The organism is Streptomyces sp. NPDC088730, from assembly GCF_044751215.1.
GTDB lineage: Bacteria > Actinomycetota > Actinomycetes > Streptomycetales > Streptomycetaceae > Streptomyces.
In genome coordinates, this window is sequence record NZ_JBIVLK010000010.1 from 1 (window position 1) to 18,183 (window position 18,183).

14 protein-coding genes and 1 pseudogene are annotated in these 18,183 nt (G+C 71.7%); 8 read left to right on the forward strand and 7 right to left on the reverse strand.

Annotated features, from left to right (window positions below):
- Positions 1-120: pseudogene (locus tag ACIP89_RS26210) on the forward strand (electron transfer flavoprotein subunit alpha/FixB family protein); the annotation flags it as partial.
- Positions 121-206: 86 nt separating this feature from the next.
- On the opposite strand, the gene ACIP89_RS26215 reads toward ACIP89_RS26210, so the two are convergent.
- The 3 genes from ACIP89_RS26215 to ACIP89_RS26225 form a co-directional block, all read right to left on the reverse strand.
- Positions 207-1,394 carry a macrolide family glycosyltransferase gene (locus ACIP89_RS26215; RefSeq protein ID WP_402117080.1) on the reverse strand — a complete coding sequence of 396 codons (1,188 nt, stop codon included), beginning with the start codon at positions 1,392-1,394 and terminating at the stop codon, positions 207-209.
- Positions 1,395-1,651: 257 nt separating this feature from the next.
- Positions 1,652-2,293 (reverse strand): CatB-related O-acetyltransferase, encoded by a 642-nt coding sequence (locus tag ACIP89_RS26220; RefSeq protein WP_401931416.1) that lies wholly within the window; start codon positions 2,291-2,293, stop codon positions 1,652-1,654.
- Positions 2,294-2,769: 476 nt separating this feature from the next.
- A complete protein-coding gene (locus tag ACIP89_RS26225) occupies positions 2,770-4,146 on the reverse strand; it encodes a lipase family protein (protein WP_402117241.1) in 1,377 nt (458 codons plus the stop codon).
- 243 nt (positions 4,147-4,389) lie between these two features.
- Here ACIP89_RS26225 and ACIP89_RS26230 point away from each other — a divergent pair, with 243 nt between their 5' ends.
- From ACIP89_RS26230 to ACIP89_RS26260, 7 genes are all read left to right on the forward strand, one after another.
- On the forward strand, positions 4,390-5,205 hold the full coding sequence (locus ACIP89_RS26230; RefSeq protein WP_401931413.1) for an SAM-dependent methyltransferase: 816 nt from the start codon (positions 4,390-4,392) through the stop codon (positions 5,203-5,205).
- 705 nt (positions 5,206-5,910) lie between these two features.
- Entirely contained in the window at positions 5,911-8,361 is a 2,451-nt protein-coding gene (locus tag ACIP89_RS26235) for a nitrate- and nitrite sensing domain-containing protein (RefSeq protein WP_402117082.1), read from the forward strand.
- Complete coding sequence (locus tag ACIP89_RS26240) at positions 8,358-8,762, forward strand: roadblock/LC7 domain-containing protein (protein ID WP_402117084.1); 405 nt, start codon at positions 8,358-8,360, stop codon at positions 8,760-8,762. The genes ACIP89_RS26235 and ACIP89_RS26240 overlap by 4 nt, the downstream gene beginning before the upstream one ends.
- Before the next feature lie 92 nt (positions 8,763-8,854).
- Positions 8,855-10,057 carry an ABC transporter substrate-binding protein gene (locus tag ACIP89_RS26245; protein WP_401931409.1) on the forward strand — a complete coding sequence of 401 codons (1,203 nt, stop codon included), beginning with the start codon at positions 8,855-8,857 and terminating at the stop codon, positions 10,055-10,057.
- A 1-nt stretch (position 10,058) separates the two neighbouring features.
- Positions 10,059-12,020 carry a branched-chain amino acid ABC transporter permease gene (locus ACIP89_RS26250; protein ID WP_402117086.1) on the forward strand — a complete coding sequence of 654 codons (1,962 nt, stop codon included), beginning with the start codon at positions 10,059-10,061 and terminating at the stop codon, positions 12,018-12,020.
- Positions 12,017-12,820 carry an ABC transporter ATP-binding protein gene (locus tag ACIP89_RS26255; protein ID WP_402117088.1) on the forward strand — a complete coding sequence of 268 codons (804 nt, stop codon included), beginning with the start codon at positions 12,017-12,019 and terminating at the stop codon, positions 12,818-12,820. The genes ACIP89_RS26250 and ACIP89_RS26255 overlap by 4 nt, the downstream gene beginning before the upstream one ends.
- 11 nt (positions 12,821-12,831) lie before the next feature.
- A complete protein-coding gene (locus ACIP89_RS26260) occupies positions 12,832-13,560 on the forward strand; it encodes an ABC transporter ATP-binding protein (protein WP_401931405.1) in 729 nt (242 codons plus the stop codon).
- 83 nt (positions 13,561-13,643) lie between these two features.
- On the opposite strand, the gene ACIP89_RS26265 is transcribed toward ACIP89_RS26260, so the two are convergent.
- The 4 genes from ACIP89_RS26265 to ACIP89_RS26280 form a co-directional block, all read right to left on the reverse strand.
- The gene (locus ACIP89_RS26265) at positions 13,644-14,861 is read right to left on the reverse strand and encodes an FAD-dependent monooxygenase (protein ID WP_401931403.1); all 1,218 of its coding nucleotides are present in this window, start codon (positions 14,859-14,861) and stop codon (positions 13,644-13,646) included.
- Positions 14,862-15,051: 190 nt separating this feature from the next.
- The gene (locus ACIP89_RS26270; RefSeq protein WP_402117090.1) at positions 15,052-16,356 is read right to left on the reverse strand and encodes a helix-turn-helix domain-containing protein; all 1,305 of its coding nucleotides are present in this window, start codon (positions 16,354-16,356) and stop codon (positions 15,052-15,054) included.
- 218 nt (positions 16,357-16,574) lie between these two features.
- Complete coding sequence (locus tag ACIP89_RS26275) at positions 16,575-16,802, reverse strand: DUF397 domain-containing protein (protein WP_401933522.1); 228 nt, start codon at positions 16,800-16,802, stop codon at positions 16,575-16,577.
- A complete protein-coding gene (locus ACIP89_RS26280) occupies positions 16,792-17,700 on the reverse strand; it encodes a helix-turn-helix domain-containing protein (protein WP_402117092.1) in 909 nt (302 codons plus the stop codon). The genes ACIP89_RS26275 and ACIP89_RS26280 overlap by 11 nt, the downstream gene beginning before the upstream one ends.
- Positions 17,701-18,183: the final 483 nt, after the last annotated feature.

The following is an 18,183-nucleotide window of genomic DNA, read 5'->3' on the forward strand; positions in this document are numbered from 1 at the left end:
GTCGCGGTCAACAAGGACGCCGAGGCCCCGATCTTCGACCTCGTCGACTACGGCGTCGTGGGCGATCTCTTCGACGTCGTCCCCCAGCTCACCGACGAGATCAACGCCCGCAAGGGCTGACCCCTCGCACGACACGCACGACCAATGGCGCGGGGCCGCACGGTGAACACACCGCGCGGCCCCGCGCCATGCGGCGGGCGGTGGGATCAGGCCAGCATCTCCTCGATGAGGTCCGCGGCCCTCATGGTGCCGCCCTCGGCCCGCGCCTCCGCCCGCAGCCGCGCCGAACGACGTGCGACCGCCGGGTCGTCGACGAGCTCGATGAGGGCGGTCCGCAGCGCATCCGCCGTGGCGTCCTCCGTGTCGATACGGCGGGCCACGCCGAGCTCCACGAGCCGGTCGGCGTTCATGAACTGATCGACGCCCTGGGGAACGGCGATCATCGGGACACCGGCGAAGAGCCCCTCCGAACTGCCGCCCATGCCCGCATGGGTCACGAAGGCGTCGGCCTGCTCCAGGATCGCCGGCTGGGGCACCCAGGAGTGCACTTCGACGTTGGCCGGGATGTCACCGAGCTCGCGCCGGTCGGTGTGCCTGCCGACCTGGAGCACCACGTGCCAGCCGGGCAGGTCGCCGTACGCGGCCAGGCACTGGCGGTAGAACTCGGGCCGGTCGGTGTACGCCGAACCCAGCGAGATCAGCAGGACCCGCTCCGCGTCCGCGGGACGCGTCCAGGGCTGCTCGCCGTCACGCGATCCGGTGCATGAGCCGACGAACGTCACCGTGTTCATGTCCACGTCGTCGCTGTGCGGCTGCATCGCACGGGGGATCAGGGCGAGGGTGTTCGCGGGGCGGCTGCAGAAGACGTCCATGTCGGTGGTGGAGGCACCGCACTCGGTGAGCCACCGGCTGAACCCCTCCCGGTACGTGTCTGCGCCGGGCAGCTTCCAGAGCTTCGCCGCCACCTCCTCTCCGTAGCTCTCCCAGCCGACGACGGCCGGGGACAGCTGCATGAGGGGGCGGTTCTGCGACTCGGCCAGCGCACGCCCGGCGTACGCGCCGATGTCGTACAGGTAGAGGTCCGCGGGGTCCTCGTCGTAGAAGGCCCGCAGCTGCGGGAGGGCCTGGACGGCGTCCTCGAAGAAGAGGGTCATCGCGGCGATGGGGTCGTCGGGCCAGTTGTTGTCGGCGACCGGCAGCACGGTCCCGCACGGGACCAGTTCGGCACCGGTGGCCTCGATCCGGTCGGCCACCATCGGGCCGTTGGCGTAGGTCACCCGGTGGCCGCGGGCCACCAGTTCGCGGATGACCTCAAGGCTCGGCAGCACGTGGCTGACGGCGGAGACGCCGACCATCGCGATGTGCGCGCGGGAGCGAGGGCGGGGACGGGACATGAAGGATCACTCATTTCAGCTCTACGGCGGAAGGGACGCGGCTGACCGGCACGTCGACCACCCCGGCGGAGACACCGGGTCGTGGACGCGCGCAACGGTCATACCGGACGCGGGCGGGGCACTGCCCCGGCGGCGTCAGCCGTAGATCTGAACAATGTGCATGTCGCAAACCCTAGCCCGCGCCCCCGCTCCCCGCACACGGATATTCCGCGTGTCGCGGTCCGCCGCCGCGCGACGGCGGTGGGAACGCTCCGGGTTCACACGGTCGGGGCCGCGGCTTCCAGTTCGTCGACGCTGCCCGACATCAGGGTCCGCACATGCTCGGTGATGTGCTCCGCCGGCCAGTCCCACCAAGCCAGCGCGAGCAGCCGGGCGACGTCCCGTTCGCTGTAGCGGGTGCGCAGGAGACGCGCCGGGTTGCCGCCGACGATCCCGTAGTCGGGCACGTCCTTGGTGACCACGGAGCCGGTGCCGATGATCGCGCCGTGCCCGATGCGTACCCCGGGGAGCACGGTGGCGCCGTGGCCGAACCAGACGTCGTGGCCGACGACGGTGTCCCCTCGGCCCGGCAGTCCGGTCAGCAGGTCGAAGTGGTCCGTCCACGATCCGCCCATGGTCGGGAACGGGAAGGTGGAGGGGCCGTCCATACGGTGGTTGGCGCCGTTCATGATGAACCGCACCCCGGTGCCGAGCGCGCAGAACCGGCCGATGACCAGCTTCTCCGGGCCGTAGTGGTAGAGCACATTGCGCGTCTCGAAAGCGGTGGGGTCGTCCGGGTCGTCGTAGTACGAGTACTCCCCCACCTCGATCAGCGGGGACTTCACCAGAGGCCTGAGCTGCACCACCCGCGGCTGGCCGGGCATCGGGTGGAGCACTGTCGGGTCGGCCGGCACTGACATGCGCGACTCCTTAGGAGTGAAGGGCAGGACAGACCTCATGATCGTGCCCGCCGCCCCGCCGGGACAACGGGCTTTCCGCGCGCCGAGGCACAGCGCCGGAGCGGCCGGCCGGCGGTTCCCGCGCCGCCCCTGGCGACGGACGCGGCTGCGCGTCGTCGAGGGCGGGTTCGCGTCGCTCGCCGGACAGCTCCCCGTCTCACGCCAGGCGGTGGTCAAACACCTCACGGTACTGGACGGCGCCGGGCTGCTCTCCGGGGGCCGGGCCGGCCGGGAGGTGCGGTACCCGGTACGGCCCGCCGCGCTCAACGCGACGGCCGGATGGCCGGACTGGCAGCCGACCGGGACCGGCGGCCGGCGCACATCAAACGGGTCGCCGGGGCGGCGGAACGGGATGCTCACCGACCCGGGACGGCACTCCGCCCCCACTGGACCGGCAGTCCGGTGGGGGCGGGAGCCTGGGCAGGCGGAGGGCCGGGTCAGGGCTGGACCGGCATGCTCCAGCAGTTGGACGCGGCCGGCCGGCCCGCGAGCCGGTCGGTCAGCCACGAGATCGCGTCGCCCTGATCGGTGATGAGCGGGACCACGTGGTTGGTGAGGAGCTTGTCGCCGAGGTTGGGCAGGATGATGGCGTCGTACGTGACGTTGCCGCCCTTGCGGCACCAGTCCACGGCCAGTTGCCGGGCCTGACCGTGCGGCACGATGTCGTCCTGGACGCCGGTCGCCAGGCGCACCGGTCCGGCCGGCCTGAGGTTGCCGATGCGCTGCTTGTCGAGGGCGGCCTGCGCGCGGGGCTCGGCAGCGATGACGTCGCCTATGGACGCGCCGCTGTTGGTCCACTTACCGCTCTTGGCGAAGCCGTAGCCGAGGATCGCGTCGCCCACGCACATGGTCGAGGCGTCCTTCAGGGCCGCCTTGCCCGCGGCGTTGATGTTGGCCTCGACGACGTCCCGGACGTCGGTGTCGGCCTGGGCGAAGCCGTTGATCGACCAGGCCAGCGCACCGGCGAGGGCGCTGCCGTCGATGCCCTTCATGACGGCGGTCAGATCCGCGGGCGGCGCCCCCGAGTAGGTGCCGGACAGTTCGACGTCGGGCGCGTAGGAGGGCTGCAGCTCGGCGGCCGAGGCGCTGGCCCCGCCGCCCTGGCTGTATCCGTACAGGCCCGTGCGCGAGCCGGTCGTGATGGACGCCCCGGGCACGGCGTGCGCGGCGCGGGCGGCGTCCAGCAGTGCGTGGCCCTCGTCGACCCGGTTGACGTAGGTGTGCAGCCGGTCGGTCGCACCGAGTCCGACGTAGTCGGTGACGACGACCGCGGTACCGGCCGCGAGCAGACGGTAGATGGCCAGTGCCTCGTAACCGACCGACACCGTCTCGCCGTTCAGGGTCAGCGGGTACTGGAGCGCCATCGAGGGGGCGCACTGGTCGCCCTGGCCCATCGTGCCCGCGGCCACCGCCACCAGCGGCCGGGGACCTCCGCGCTTCCAGGCGGCGGACGGCTCGATGTAGGCGCCGGTCACCGCGACCGGCTGCCCGTTGGAATCCGTCGACCTGTACATCAGCCGGGTGGCCGTCCCGGGCATCGGGCGGCCGTCGAGGCCCGGGATGGCCAGACCCAGGGGGAGCGGCTCATGCCGGATCAACGCGCCATTGCCTGAGGGCAGTTCGGTGGGCGGGGTGTAGAAGTCGGGGATCGTCACGCCCCGGGACACCACGGGCTGCGCCCCGTCGGCGGCCGTGGCGGGTACGGCGCAGGTGATCGCGCAGGCGGCCGCCGTCACGGCGACGGCCAGCCCGCGTGCGGCGCCGGCACGTCGCGTACGGCCTTGGGACGTGACCGGCTCCGCGGCCCTGAAGATGGAACGCGAACGGGTGCTCTTGCGGCTCACAGCTCACTCCTCGCTCTGCTCCGATATACGGGTGAGCGCAAGCTAGCAGCGGAACTTACCGGAGGTAACCCATCAGTAAGTTACGCTGCGGTAACCATTCCGGGTGCGGCGGCGGGACCGGGCGCGGAGGTCAACCGGGCTTCCCCGGCGCGTGCGTTGCCTATTCTTGGGGCCAGCTGATCGCCCAACGCCTCACGCACTCTGGAGTTCACCATGTCCCTGCCGGGCAACGACGCCACCTCGCTGCACATCGACACCAGCAAGCCGCATCCCGCACGGATGTACGACTGGTTCCTCGGCGGCAAGGACAACTACCCGGTGGACGAGGCGATGGGACGCCAGATGCTCGCACTCGAACCGAGCATCCCGGTGATGGCGAAGGTGAACCGGGCGTTCATGCATCGCGCCACCCGCTGGCTCTCGAGCCAGGGCATCCGGCAGTTCCTCGACATCGGTACGGGGATACCCACAGAGCCCAACCTGCACCAGGTGGCCCAGAGTTCGGAGCCCGCCACCCGGGTCGTCTACTGCGATAACGACCCGATCGTGCTGGCCCACGCCGAAGCCCTGCTGAGCGGCACCCCGCAGGGCGCGATCGACTACGTGCAGGCCGACGCCCGCGACGTGGACGCCATCCTCCAACACGCGGGCAAGACACTGGACTTCAATGAGCCGGTCGCGCTCTCACTGATCTCGCTCCTGCACTTCGTGAGTGACGAGGACGGCGCCTACGAGCTGACCAGCAGGCTCTGCGACGTCCTGGCGCCGGGCAGCCACATGGTGATCTCGCACCTCACCGCCGACTTCCACCCGGAGGAGGCCCGGAAGGTCGACGAGATGTACAAGGCCAACACCCTCACGCTGGCCCCGCGCAACCGTCAGCAGTTCGCCGCCTTCTTCGACGGACTGGAGATCGTCGAGCCCGGCATCGTGGCCGCCGAGGCATGGCACCCCGAGCTCGGCGAACCGGTCCCCGGCCAGGACGACATCATCAGCGCGGGATACGTGGCGGTGGGCCGCAAGCCGTAGGGCCACCGCCTCGCCGGGCTCCGCCGCCCCACCGGGGTGACGGAGCCCGGCAGCGATCGTCCGGCGAGCGCGCCCGGCGTACCCGCTGAGCGGGGTCACTCCGGGCGCGCACGGCATCGCTCACGATGCGTGACACCATGCGGCGCATCCACACCAGGCCTTTGCCGTACGGGACTTGCGCTTCGCGGGCGCCACCCGGTGCCGGCCACCGGTCCGCGACACGCGCCGAGGGACAGCGGGCTGTCCGAAACGGTCACCACCGCTCACCGGATCTAACCTTTCCGCAACGGAGACCCGGAACCCCGCCCGAGCCGATCGGCACCGGGTGAGACTCGGCACGCATACGTTCCGCATCGACATTTGACGCTTCGTCACGTGCATATCCCGTGCTGGTCACGGTGTCCCCGTCGAGAAATCTCGGTGGTTCCGCTTACCCCCGGTGGCCCCTCTTCCTGAGCAATGTCGATCGGGTTGGATCGGTTCAACATCGCTTCCTGAGCGCAGACTTTCACCGATCTACGCATCGGTCATTGCGTGGCACGGCATAGGATCAAGCCGCGCCACCGGGGTCCCGCACGCCCCTCCTGTCCCATCTGCAACGGTGCACACGATGCACCCATGTCCGTACCGACACCCCCACACCCCGTTAACAGGTATCTGTGTGTCACCGATACTCAGCGCCGGTTCCGGTGATGGAGCCGTGCAGTGAAAATCAATCGTCGTCTCGTCCTGCTCGTGACCGCACCCCTGACGGTTGCGGTCACCTTCTCGGTTCTCGCCCTCGCACCCGCGACCAGTCAGGCCCTCCAGGCCGACCGACTGACGAAGATGGTGGACGTCGCCGCCGCCGCGGGCGATCTGACGCACCAGCTGCAGCGCGAGCGCGCCACCGCCACCGCGTTGGTCTCCAAACAGGGGACTCCTGACGCCTTCCTCACGAGTTCCAACGCGACAGACAAGAGCATCGCCGCCTTCAACAGCAGCACCTCCCAGCTGTCCGAGGTACCCGCCGGCGCGCAGACCGCGCTGACCCGTATCCAGCGCTTCACGGATGAACTGCCGGCCCTGCGTGCCCAGGTGCGCTCGGGCAGCAGCACCATCTCCGCGCTCGCCTTCGGCTACCGGATCGTCATCGCCGACCTCAACGGCTACCGCGACGGGATCGCCCTGGCCGACGGAGTCGACGCCGACATCGCGGACCGCATCCGCGCCGCAGCCGCCCTGTCCGAGGCCGCGGAGCACACGGCCCAGCAGCAGGTCACCGTGATGAGAGCGCAGGCCGCGGGCGGATTCACCATCGCCTCGCAGCGGACATTCGACGCCAGCCGGCTGGGCTACACGGAGTCGACCGGTGTCATGTTCGGCCTCGGTCCCACCGAGTGGCGGACCTGGCTGGAGCGCACTCTCTCCGGCCCGAAGGCCCTGGCCGCCCGGCAGTTGGAGGACAGGATCGGGCGGACAGGGACCAGCGGGAGCATCCACGTCCCCGCGCAGGCGTGGCAGAAGGCCTCCGATGACCGTCAGACGCTGCTGCGCTCGGTGGAGAAGAGGATCGACGCCTCCGTCATCGTGACGGTCTCCCAGGAGCGCACCCGCCTGATGTGGATCGCGGCCGCCGAGGTCGCCCTGGTGCTGCTGACCCTCGTGGGCGCCGTCGTCCTCGCCGTCCGCCTGGGGCGCGTCATGATCCGGCGGCTGCGCGATCTGCGCAACGCCGCCCACGAGGTCGCCCACACCGGACTCCCCGCCGTGATGAGCGAGTTGTCCCGGCCGGGCGGACTGAGCGGCTCCACACCCGAACAGATCGCGGAGCGGTCCGGTAACCCGGTCGGGACCACGGGCGGGGACGAGATCGGCGAGGTCGGCGAGGCGTTCAACGCCGTCCACCACGAGGCCGTCCGGCTGGCCGCACAACAGGCCCGGGTGCACGAGCAGTTCGCCGAGACCCTGGTCCGGGTCGCCCGCAGGGGCGCACAGCTGACCAGCGTCATGGTGTCCGAGCTCGACGCGGTCCAGCGCGACGAGGCGGACCCCGACCGCATGCAGACGCTGTTCGCCCTCGACCACCTCGCCATCCGCATGGAGCGCAACACCAACAACCTGCTGGTGCTGGGCGGTTACGGTAACGCCCGGGTGCGTTCTGCCGACATCGGCTGCTCCACGGTCATCGTGGCGGCGGCCCAGCAGATCGAGCGCTTCGACCGCGTGTCCCTCGGCGTCATTGAATCGGGCATCGGCATCGCCGCCCGTGCCGTGCACGACGTGGCGCACATCCTGGCGGAACTCCTCGACAACGCGACCCGGTTCTCGCCTCCCGACGCGCAGGTCGGGGTCGCCGTGTGGCGGCTGTGGGACCGGGTCGTCGTGCAGATCGTCGACGAGGGAGTGGGGATCACACCCGAACGCCGCGCCGTCCACAACGCCGCGCTGCGCGAGCCGCGCTCGGGTATCGGGGACGTCCGCTCCATGGGTCTGCACGTGGTGGCCCGGCTCTCGGCACGCCACGGCATCGTGGTCGAGCTGCGCGACTCCTCCGGCCCCGGCACCATCGCCGAGGTCACCCTGCCGGCCAACGTGCTGACCGAGATCCCGCAGGAGACCTCGCCGGGCGCACCCGGCGAGGAACGTGGCAACGATGTCCGCTACGAGGCGCCCCGCCCCGTCACGGCACATGGACAGCCCGTCCGCAGGCAGCCGGGTGACGTGGCCGGGCGGCCGGCCCGGCCGGTGGGCGCGGGGGCCGGCGGCCGGGCGGGCGGTGCTCCCGCGGGCAGGGCGAGGCCCGTTCCTCCGGGCGGCAGGGAGGCCCCGTCCGGCGGCGCCCACGGCGCGGGCTCCGGCACCGGCGGGCGGGAGCGCGCCACCACCGCGGCTCCGCATCCCGGGCATGACGAACCCGTCTCACGCGTGGCCGGGGTCAGCTCCTCGGGTCTGCCGCTGAGGCAGCGCAACACGCCCCAGCAGTGGCCCGGCCCGGGCAAGCGGGGCGGCACCGATCAGCGGTCCGGCGCCGCCACACCGCGGCCGGCGCCCCGCCGCCGGGACTCCCGGCAGGTCTCCGACGTCCTCGCGGCCTACGCCCAGGGGATCAACCGGAGCACGAACACCCGTGGGCGTCCCGCCACCGACGACAACACCGAACGGACCAAGAAATGACCTCACCCACCGACCTGAGCTGGATCCTGAGCGACTTCGCCGGACGCATTCCGGAGGTCACCCAGGCGATAGCCGTGTCCGTGGACGGACTCGCACTGGCCTACACCGGTGTGGAGCGTGACGACGCCGACCGGCTGGCGGCCATCGCCTCGGGCGTCGTCAACCTGCTGTCCGCCGCAGCCCAGTTGACGAACACCGACCCCGTCGAGCACAGCCTCACCGCGATGGAGGGCGGCTACATGTTCTCGATGGCCGTCTCCAGCGGCGCCTCGCTCCTGGTGACCACCACCAGGGACGCGGACATCGGCGAGGTCAGCTACATGATGTCCGAACTGATCAACCAGGTCGGCGACGCGCTGTCTCCCCTCGTCCGCGCCCCGGGCGTCTCGCCCACCAACTGAGTGCCGGCGGTCCCCCGACCGCCACCGGCCCGTCCCCGCCGCCCGGCGGCCGAGTCGGCCCGTTCTGCCCATTCCTCGCGATGAGAGCCCTCATGTTCTTCGACATATCCAGCCCGCGTCACCGCAGATTCCGGCCGGTGGGCGCTGCCGCCCTCGCCCTCGGCCTGGCAGCCGTCAGCGGGTGCAGCAGCGACAGCGGCGCCGGCGGCGACACGGTGAAGGTCGGCCTGGTGGCCTCCCTGTCCGGCACCTACAAGCCGGTCGGCACGGACCTGCGGGCCGGCTTCGAGCTCTATCTGAAGACGCATGACAACAAGCTGGGCGGGCGCAAGGTCGAGCTCGTCGTGGCGGACGAGGGCGACGGCCCCCCGACCGCCGTCCCCGCCGCCACCAAGCTGGTCAAGAAGGACAAGGTCGACGTACTGACGGGCCTCGTGAGCGGCGGCTCGGTCAACGCGGTGCTGCCACTGGTCGACCAGGCCAAGATCCCGTTCCTGGGATCGAACGCCCGCCCGCCGGTCAAGGACCTCACGTACGTGTGGACGACGAGCTTCATGTCCGACGAACCGGGCAAGGCCATCGCCCCGTACGTCAAGGAGAAGGTGAACGGCCCGGTCTACGCGATCGGACCGGACTACCAGGGCGGCTACGACGAACTGCGCGGCTTCACCAAGGAGTTCGAGCGGATCAAGGGAAAGCTCGCCAACCCCGGCGGCAAGACCACCTGGACGCCGTTCCCGAAGACGACGAACTTCATGCCGTACTTCGCCGACATCGCCAAGACCGACGCCAAGGCGGTGTACTGCTTCTACGCGGGCAAGGCCGCGATCGACTTCGCCAAGCAGTACGCGCAGTCCGACATCGCCGATCTGCCGCTGTACACGGCGTTCGTCACCGAGGGCAGCGTCCTCCAGGCCCAGGGCAAGGCGGCGAAGGACATCTACTCGGTCCTGAACTACGCCCCCGACCTCGACAACGCCGCCAATCGCACGTTCGCCGCCGACTGGACGGCCCAGTACGACACCCAGCCGACCACGTACGCGATGTCGTCCTACGACGCGGCCGCCGTGCTGGACAAGGCGATCGCCGACGCCGCGAAGGACGGTGACGTGACGTCGGAGACCATCAACAAGGCCATCTCCGGACTGGGCCAGATCGACAGTCCGCGCGGCGCCTGGGAGTTCAGCGACAAGGCACACTCGCCGGTGCAGACCTGGTACCTGCGCCAGGTACGGCCGGACGGCAACCAGCTGGCCAACGTCATGGTCCAGGACCTGGCGACGCTCGGCGGCTGACATGGAGCTTCTCGATGCCCACCTCGTGCCGGCGGTGGACGGCGTGGCCTACGGGCTGCTGCTGTTCGTGGTCTCCGCCGGCCTGAGTCTCGCGTTCGGCACCGCGGGCGTGCTCAACCTGTCGCACGGCACGCTGTACGCGATCGGCGCCTACACGGGCGCCGAGCTGAGCGACGGAACCTGGGGCGGCCTCGTCCTCGGGCTGGCCGCCGGAACCGCGGCGGCGGCGCTGGCGGGGGCGGGGCTGTCCGCGGCCACCGTTCCGCTCGCCCGTCGTGGGCATCTCGCTCAGGCACTGCTGACCTTCGGGATCGCACTCGTCGGCGGTGATCTGCTCATCCAGCTCTTCGGGGCGGACGAACTCCCGGTGCGCGTACCCGAGGCACTGGACACCTCGGTGCGGCTGCTGGGCCACCGGTACCCCGCGTACCGGCTCTGCTTCATCGCGATGGCCCTGCTGCTGGCCGCGTTCGGCACGTGGGTGCTGACCCGGACCCGCGCCGGGGCGGCGGCACGGGCCTGTGCCGACGATCCGCAGATGCTCGCCGCGACCGGCCGCAGCCCCCGGGCGGTGCACACCGGCGTCCTCGCGGCGGCCGGGGCGCTGGCCGGTGCCGCGGGCGTGCTCGGGGCACCGATCATCGGTCCGGGGCCCGGAACCTCCGAGAACGTGCTCATGCTGTCGCTCGTGGTCGTCGTCCTCGGCGGGCTGCGCTCGCTGTGGGCGACGATCGCCGCCGCGGTCGTCGTGGGCGAGGTGCAGACGCTGGGCGTCTCGGTGCTGCCGGAGCTGGCGCCGTACCTGCTCTTCGCCGCGATGGCGGCGGTGCTGGTGTTCCGCTCCCGCTTCGTGGAGCCGGCGGCGTCGCACGGCCCGCAGGGCCCGGAACCGGTCGCCCGGCTCCGGGCGCGCCTCACCGCGCGGCTGAGGGCGCGCCGGAGCACGGTCCTCACCGCCACCGCGTCGGGGCCCTCCGGGCCGGCGCGCGGGACCGCTTGGCGGCGGACCGCACCGCTGCTCGTGCTGTCCGGGCTGCTGATCGCGCTGCCGGGGATGCTCGACTCGTACAGCATCTCGCTGGCCGGTTCCGCCCTGGCTCTGGGCCTCCTCGCGGTCAGTGTCACCATCCTCACCGGCTACTCCGGACTGCCCACCCTCGGGCAGACCGCGCCCTTCGCCGTGGGCGCCTACGCCACCGCGAACCTCGCGGACGCGGGGTGGACGGTGGGCCCCGTGCAGATCGTCCTCTCGGCGCTCGCCGCGGCGGTCTTCTCGGCGGTGACCGGACCCGCCGTGATCCGGGCCCGCGGCACCACCGTGCTGATGATCACGCTCGCGGTCGGTGAGCTGGCCAGTGCGGTCATCAACCAGTTCAAGTCCGTCACCGGTGGCGCCGACGGCCTCGTCGGCTTCCCGTCCACCCAGGCGCTGTGGGGCGGCGAGGGCATGACCGACGAGAGCGAGCTCTACACCTACGCGCTCGTCGTCTCCGCCGTCGCCGTCGCCGTCACCCTGCTGGTGCTGCGCTCCCCGGCCGGGAAGCTGCTGACCGGCACCCGGGGCGCCGAGGCGCGGATGCGTGCCTCCGGCCATCCGGTGGGGCGCTACCTGCTGGTGGCGCACGTCTGCGCCGGTGCGCTGGCCGGGGTCGGCGGCTCGCTGATGGTCAGCGTGCAGCAGTACCTCTCCCCGGCGGACGTCGGCTTCGAGATCGCCGCGTTCGCGCTGCTGGCGGTCGTCATCGGCGGCACGACGTCCGTGATCGGCGCCCTGCTGGGCGCCGGGCTCATCGTCTTCACCCGGGACTGGGTCGCCGGTTCCTGGCCCGGACACGGGCCGCTGCTGCTCGGGGCGCTGTTCATCGCCGTCGTGTACCTGCTGCCGCGCGGCCTGGCCGGTCTGCGCGGCACTCCGCGCCCGGCCGCACCCCTGCCCCTGCCCACCGGGAAGGCCGCCTCATGACCCCCGCGCACGCCGAGGCCCCGGCACCGCCCGTACTGGACCTCGGCCACCTCACCCGCCGCTACGGCAGCCTCACCGCCGTCGACGACGTCAGCCTGCGGCTCCCCGCGGGCGCCCGGCACGCCGTCATCGGCCCCAACGGCGCCGGCAAGACCACCCTGCTCAACCTGATCGCGGGCACCGACCGGCCCGACCGTGGCACCATCGCGCTGAACGGTAAGGACATCACCCGGACGGCCACCGCGAAGCGCAGCCGGCTCGGTATCGCCCGCAGCTTCCAGCAGCCGTCGGTGATCTCCGAACTGACGGTGCTGGACAACGTCGTCCTGGCGGGCTGGCCGCACCACCCCGAGCGCCGGGGCGCCTGGCGCAGCCCGTCGCGCTACCGGCTGCACGAGGAGTCCGCGGCCCGCCATCTGGAGACGGTCGGGCTCGCGGACCTCGCCCACCGGCCGGCCGGCACGCTCTCCCACGGCCGGCGGCGCATGCTGGACCTCGCCGCCGCGCTGGCCGGTGAGCCCCGGCTGCTGCTCCTGGACGAGCCGGCGGCCGGGCTGACCGACGGCGACATCGGCCGGCTGCTCGCGGTCCTCGGCGGTCTGCCGGACAGTGTGGCGATCATCCTGGTCGAGCACCATGTCGAAGTCGTCGCCCAGCTCGCCACGTCGGTCACCGTGCTGGCCGCCGGGCGGGTCCTGGTCACCGGCCCGACCGGGGAGGCGCTCGCCCACCCCGAGGTCCGCGACGCCTACCACACCACCGCCGTCGCCGGCCCGTCCCCCACCGACGCGAGAGGCTGATCCGGCCCACGATGCTCGAAATCACCGGCCTGACCGCGGGCTACCACGGCGGCACCGTCCTCCACGGTCTCGACCTGTCCGTCCCCGCCGGCACGGTCCACGCCGTCGTCGGCCACAACGGCGCGGGCAAGACCACCCTCGTGCACACCGTCGCCGGACTGATGCGCCCCGACGCCGGCACCGTACGGCTGGGCGGCCGGGAGGTCACCGGGCAGCCCGCGCACCGGATCGCACGCGCCGGCATCGGTCTCGTCCCGCAGGGCCGCCGGGTCTTCGCGGGCCTCACCGTCGCCGAACACCTGCGGCTGTCCCACCGCCCGCCGCGCCGGGGCGACACCGGGCGCCCCAGTGTGTGGACGCCCGCACGGGTTCTGGAACTGCTGCCCCGGCTGGGCGAGCGCCGGGGCAACCGGGGGGCGGATCTGTCCGGCGGCGAGCAGCAGATGCTGGCCCTGGCCCGCGCGCTGCTCGGCTCCCCCAGCGTGCTGCTGCTCGACGAACCGACCGAGGGCCTCGCGCCCGCCCTGGTCCGTCAGGTCCACGAGCTGGTGACCACGCTGGCCGGCGAGGGCATCGCCGTCCTGCTGGTCTCCCCGAGCCCGGACCGGGCGGCCGAGTGCGCCGATACGCTCACGGTGCTGACCTCGGGGCGGGTGGCGCTGCGGCAGGACGGCGCGGACGCCCGTACCGACGCCACCGCCCTGCACGCCGCGCTCGAACTCGCGCCGACGGGCCGCTGAGCGAGGACGGCACGGGGGGGCGGCACGGAGGCGGTGGCGCGGGCGGGGGCCGGAAGCCGGTCACCGCCCCCGCCGTGTCGCGCCTACTTGACCTTGAGGCTGTGGCCGCCGAAGCCACTGCGCCGGTCGGAGCCGCTGTTCTGGTCCTGCCACCACGCGTCGAACTCCGGCTGCTCCATGGCCGACCAGTCCGGTGTGTTCTCGACCTGCGCGCTGCCCATCCGCCGGGCGAGCGCGACCATGGCGGCCCCGACGGCCCCACGGCCGGAGTCGTACCGCTCCAGAACCTCTTCCCAGCTGTCCCCGGCCACCCAGGCGGCCTCAAGGGCGGTGGCGTCCTGGAGCGCCTTCACGCTGCCGGCGCCGATGTGCGGCCGGGCGACGCTCGCCGCGTCGCCGACGAGCACCATCCGCCCGGCGGTGTAGTGCGGCACCTCAAGGTCGTAGATCGGCTGGATGAAAGTGGTCTCGGCGGGCGTGCGCAGGACCCTGGCCGCCCAGTACGGGGGGAAGTTGTCGGCCACCAGGGCACGCAGATGGGCGGTGAGCTCGGCGTTCAGACGGCCCGGCGGCAGCGAGGTCGGGGTCCGCAGGTCGTCCTGGAGGGCGTCGGTCCGCGGGGGCCTGGTGTAGAGCACCCAGTTCAGCCGGTGCCCGTCGGCGCCGTCCGGGATGCGGTAGATCATGCAGTGGCCGCCGGGGAAGACGATGTTGTGCGCGGACCGGCCGTCCGAGGGGAGGCCCTCGACGTCCGGCGAGGTGCCGCGCCAGCCGATGTAGCCGGCGTAGGTGGCCCCGGTGCCGGGGAACATCGCCTCACGGACGACGGAGCGGTAGCCGTCGCCGCCGATCACGATGTCGAAGCGCTTCTCGTATCCGTCGGCCAGCCGCAGCGTCACCCCGTCGGATTCCGGCTCCACGGCGGTGACCACCGCGCCGGACCGGTAGGTGACGCTCTCGGGGACCCGGCGGCGCAACTCGCTCCACAGCGAACCCCAGTTGTAGGCGCGAAAGGGAAACGGCTGCTCGCCGACGGCCCGGCCGTGCTCCGCGTCGCCCTCGCGCACGCTCCACACCCGCCGGGTCAGCGGTGCCCAGGGCATCTCCGGGGCCACGTACCCGGCGTCCCTCAGCTCGTCGTAGCGGTCGCTGTGAAGGGCGATGCCCACTCCCCTGTCACGGAGTTCGGCGCTCGCGCGCTCGAAGACGGTGACCTCGCCGGCTCCCCCGCGCGACGCGGCCAGTGCCGCGGCACACCCCGCTATGCTGCCGCCGACCACGGCGATGCTGCCTCCACGCATGACTGGCTTCTCCACTCACTCGGTGTTCCGGTCGTCGTCCGTGGGCTCCGCCACATCGGCCGGACCGGTCGAACATCCACAAGCACCGGGGCTCGTCGTGCCGTTCGGGTAGGTCAGGGCACGGACGGAATCCTATCCAGGGCCCGTCGGCCGGTGAGCCGCGCGCACCCGGGCAGGGTGTGCGCGACGGTCATAAACGCACGGTGGACGCGATCCGTTCGCGCAGCGCGGCGACCGCCGCGTCGTCGGCGTACCGCCGGCACTCCTTCGACAGGTTCATCACGTCCTCGACCGCACGGCTGGAGCGCAGGCGCCCCACCTCGTCCAGGGCCCGGTGGGCCACCGGCAGGGCCTCCCCCGGGTCCCCGGTCGCCATGATCAGCGTGGCGAGCTTCGTTCCGGAGAGGGCGCGCGAGCGCACATAGACATCGCTGTACCCGTCAACCGCCTTGGTGAGTCTGGCCGTTGCCACCCCGGACGACTGCCCGGAGAGCAGTGCCAGATCGAAGGCGGCGTGCCCGGTGTCGCCGTGGTGCTGGGCGTCGTCGTAGAAGCTCATCCAGACCGTGTCCTCGTCCCTCTTGGCCGGGCCGAAGACCTCGTCGGACCTGCCGATGGCAGCCAGGGCCTGGCCGGGGCGCCCCAGCTTCGCCCATGCCCTGGCACGGGCGTTGTGCAGCATCGCCTGTTCGCGGGGGGTGAGTCGGTCCGCGCGCAACAGCCCGTCCTCCGCGTGGGTGAGTCCCTCGTCCGGCATGCCGCAACAAATGGATTGCCGGGCCAGCCAGTTGAGGGCGGCGGCCCTCAGGTGCCAGTCATCGGCCCGTTCGGCACACCAGCGGCCGAAGCGCAGGAGCCGGGTCGCGTCCTCGTGCTCGTACGCGTCGAAGGCGCTCGCCCCCATCACGATGGACAGGCGCCCGACCGCGGCGAACAGGTCCGCCTCCAGCGCGGGTGGGTACTGGGCGACGAGCAGGCCCCGCGCCCAGCGCAGTTGGCCGTAGAGGGAGCTGCGCACGATGCCACCGCCCCCGTAGAGGTTGTCCCACTCGGTGATGACCGTGGCGGCGTCGAGTATCTGGGCGATGTCCTCGGGGCGGACAACGGTGGGGGGTTCGGCCCGTCCCAGGTCGATGAGGCCCGGCGGATGTTCGTCGAGCACCCACTTGAGCTGCGCGGCCTCCCCGGCCGGCAGTCGGGCCGGAGTCGGGCTGTCCGCATCACCGGAGTGCCCGGCGGCCTCTTCCTCGACCAGACGCCACAGTCTCCGCAGCGCCCCGCCGGCATCCAGGGCGTCGTCGAGCCTTCGGGCCAGCCCGGCGTCGCACAGGCGCTCGTCCTTCTCGATGCGCTCGATCATCGTGCCGCTGAGGTGGACTCTCTTCCCCAGCTCCTTGGAGGACAGCGATCTGACGTTCCGCCAGTTGCGGAGCTCCTTGCCCCACCAGGCGCGTGCGGACTTGGTGTCGTCCAGGCACTTCGGCTTCTGCGGCATTTCCTCTTCCATCGGCGCCTTGATGCGGACAGCTGTCGCGGCCGCGGACTGTCTGCATCGTCATCGGCCGATGCTGCTTTCTCCGCCCCGGCCATGTCCTCCCCGGACTGAATACTGTAACCAGGCGACCGCACAAGGTGTTTCCGGACAGAACGAGGCAACCGGCGGGACCGGCAGGGGCGTTGGACTACGGACTCGCCCCGCCGGGTCGGGGCAGGTCAGCGGGGTCCGGGGCCGTCGCCGCGCGGGGATGCGGTGAACTCCCCCCACGCCAGGCGCGTGAAGCCGAGGACGGCACCGTCGGCCGTCTTCGAGTCGCACATGAGGAGCGCGTGCCGCCGTTCCGCGCACTCGACGGCCTCGCCGTCGGCCCTGGCGCTGTAGCCGCTCCTGAAGAAATCTGGCCGGATCTGTCGTGCCGTGCGCGGTTCCCCGCTACTTCCCACTCCGCCGGTGCGCCCTGCTCGCCTCGGCGATCAGTTCGGCGGAGGCGGTCGTGTCGAGTGCCTCCTGACGCAGGAAGGCCATGGCCTCGGTGTAGCGCTTCAGCACCGGGGGTTCCTCCAGGAACAGGGAGCCGGTCTGATTCTCCAGAAAGACGACGTCCAGGGAAGGGTCGGGGCAACCGAAGAGGATGAACGTACTGAGCGCCGCGCTGTACGCCCCCGACGAGAACGGCAGCACCTGGATGCTGATGTTCGGCTGACGCCCCCTGGCGATCAGGTGGTCGAGCTGAGCGGACATGACCTCACCGCTCCCGACCCTGCGCCGGACCACCGCTTCGTCCAGCACGACGTGGTACTCCGGCGGCGCCGCACGGTCCAGAATCCGCTGCCGCTGCATGCGCATCCTCAGGAACTCCTGCGACTCCTGCGGTGGAAGGGTGCTTCCCGGGGTGGCCTTGATCTCCTGGGCGTAGCTCGGTGTCTGGAGCAGGCCGGGCACCACTCCCACGGTGTGGTGGCTGATGCGCGGCGCCTCGTTCTCCAGGGCCAGCAGCATCCGCATCCGATCGGGCAGCTTCCCGGCGAACGGGATCCACCAGACCTCGTTGTCCCTGCTGTTCTTGGCCAGTTCGACGAGGAGATGGCGTTCCTCGTCGGAGGCACCGTACGCGCGGCAGAGCTGGTCGACCTGGTTCCATCGCACGTTCCCCTTGGCCCGCTCGTACCGGCTGACGGTCGCCTTCGACACCCCGGCGCGCTCGCCGGCCTCCTCGGCCGACAGTCCGCAGGTATCGCGCAGGGCGAGCAGCCGGACCCCCAGCTGGCGACGTCGGGTCACCGGACCCGTTCCGGCGAAGGGCTCCGCGGCCCCGGCCGGCACCGTCAGCCCTTCGGTCATGGCACTACCCCCCTGGACATGCCGCCCCGGATCTCCCCGCCGACGCGTATCAGCCACAAGGAAGTTACCGTGCGGCACCGGAATTCCGCTGCCGCCGCGCCCGCGTACGCAACGCCCATGCGGACACTTACGGGGTGAGCGTTACACCGGGAGAGATCCAGGTCCATACTCCAAGCCGGGCAGAAACCTCGTTAGAAACACAGGCCACTTGGGATTCGTTCGAGTGATCTGGTGTCGATTGTCTTCACCACAAGGATTTCCGCGATGGGCCACCCTACGAGCGACCGCGCAGCGGCTCACCGCCGCGCGGTCCCGCGAGCTCGCCGGAGGCCGGCCGATCGCACCCCGCGGAGCCTGTGGTGCCCCCGGCCGCCGCACGGGCGCGCCGCACCTCCCGCCGCTGCCGCCTGTCCGCGGCCCCCGGACCTTCGGGGCGCGGAGTCCGGACGGCTCACGACGGCCGCGAGTGCGGGGAAGCGGGCC

Bases quoted from the DNA above. Each gene is read 5' to 3' on its own strand.
- ACIP89_RS26230 (WP_401931413.1), top strand. From the start codon at position 4,390: ATGTCCCTGCCGGGCAACGACGCCACCTCGCTGCACATCGACACCAGC.
- ACIP89_RS26240 (WP_402117084.1), top strand. From the start codon at position 8,358: ATGACCTCACCCACCGACCTGAGCTGGATCCTGAGCGACTTCGCCGGA.
- ACIP89_RS26265 (WP_401931403.1), bottom strand. From the start codon at position 14,861: ATGCGTGGAGGCAGCATCGCCGTGGTCGGCGGCAGCATAGCGGGGTGT.
- ACIP89_RS26280 (WP_402117092.1), bottom strand. From the start codon at position 17,700: ATGACCGAAGGGCTGACGGTGCCGGCCGGGGCCGCGGAGCCCTTCGCC.
- ACIP89_RS26255 (WP_402117088.1), top strand. From the start codon at position 12,017: ATGACCCCCGCGCACGCCGAGGCCCCGGCACCGCCCGTACTGGACCTC.
- ACIP89_RS26220 (WP_401931416.1), bottom strand. From the start codon at position 2,293: ATGTCAGTGCCGGCCGACCCGACAGTGCTCCACCCGATGCCCGGCCAG.
- ACIP89_RS26250 (WP_402117086.1), top strand. From the start codon at position 10,059: ATGGAGCTTCTCGATGCCCACCTCGTGCCGGCGGTGGACGGCGTGGCC.
- ACIP89_RS26215 (WP_402117080.1), bottom strand. From the start codon at position 1,394: ATGTCCCGTCCCCGCCCTCGCTCCCGCGCGCACATCGCGATGGTCGGC.
- ACIP89_RS26260 (WP_401931405.1), top strand. From the start codon at position 12,832: ATGCTCGAAATCACCGGCCTGACCGCGGGCTACCACGGCGGCACCGTC.
- ACIP89_RS26270 (WP_402117090.1), bottom strand. From the start codon at position 16,356: ATGCCGCAGAAGCCGAAGTGCCTGGACGACACCAAGTCCGCACGCGCC.
- ACIP89_RS26245 (WP_401931409.1), top strand. From the start codon at position 8,855: ATGTTCTTCGACATATCCAGCCCGCGTCACCGCAGATTCCGGCCGGTG.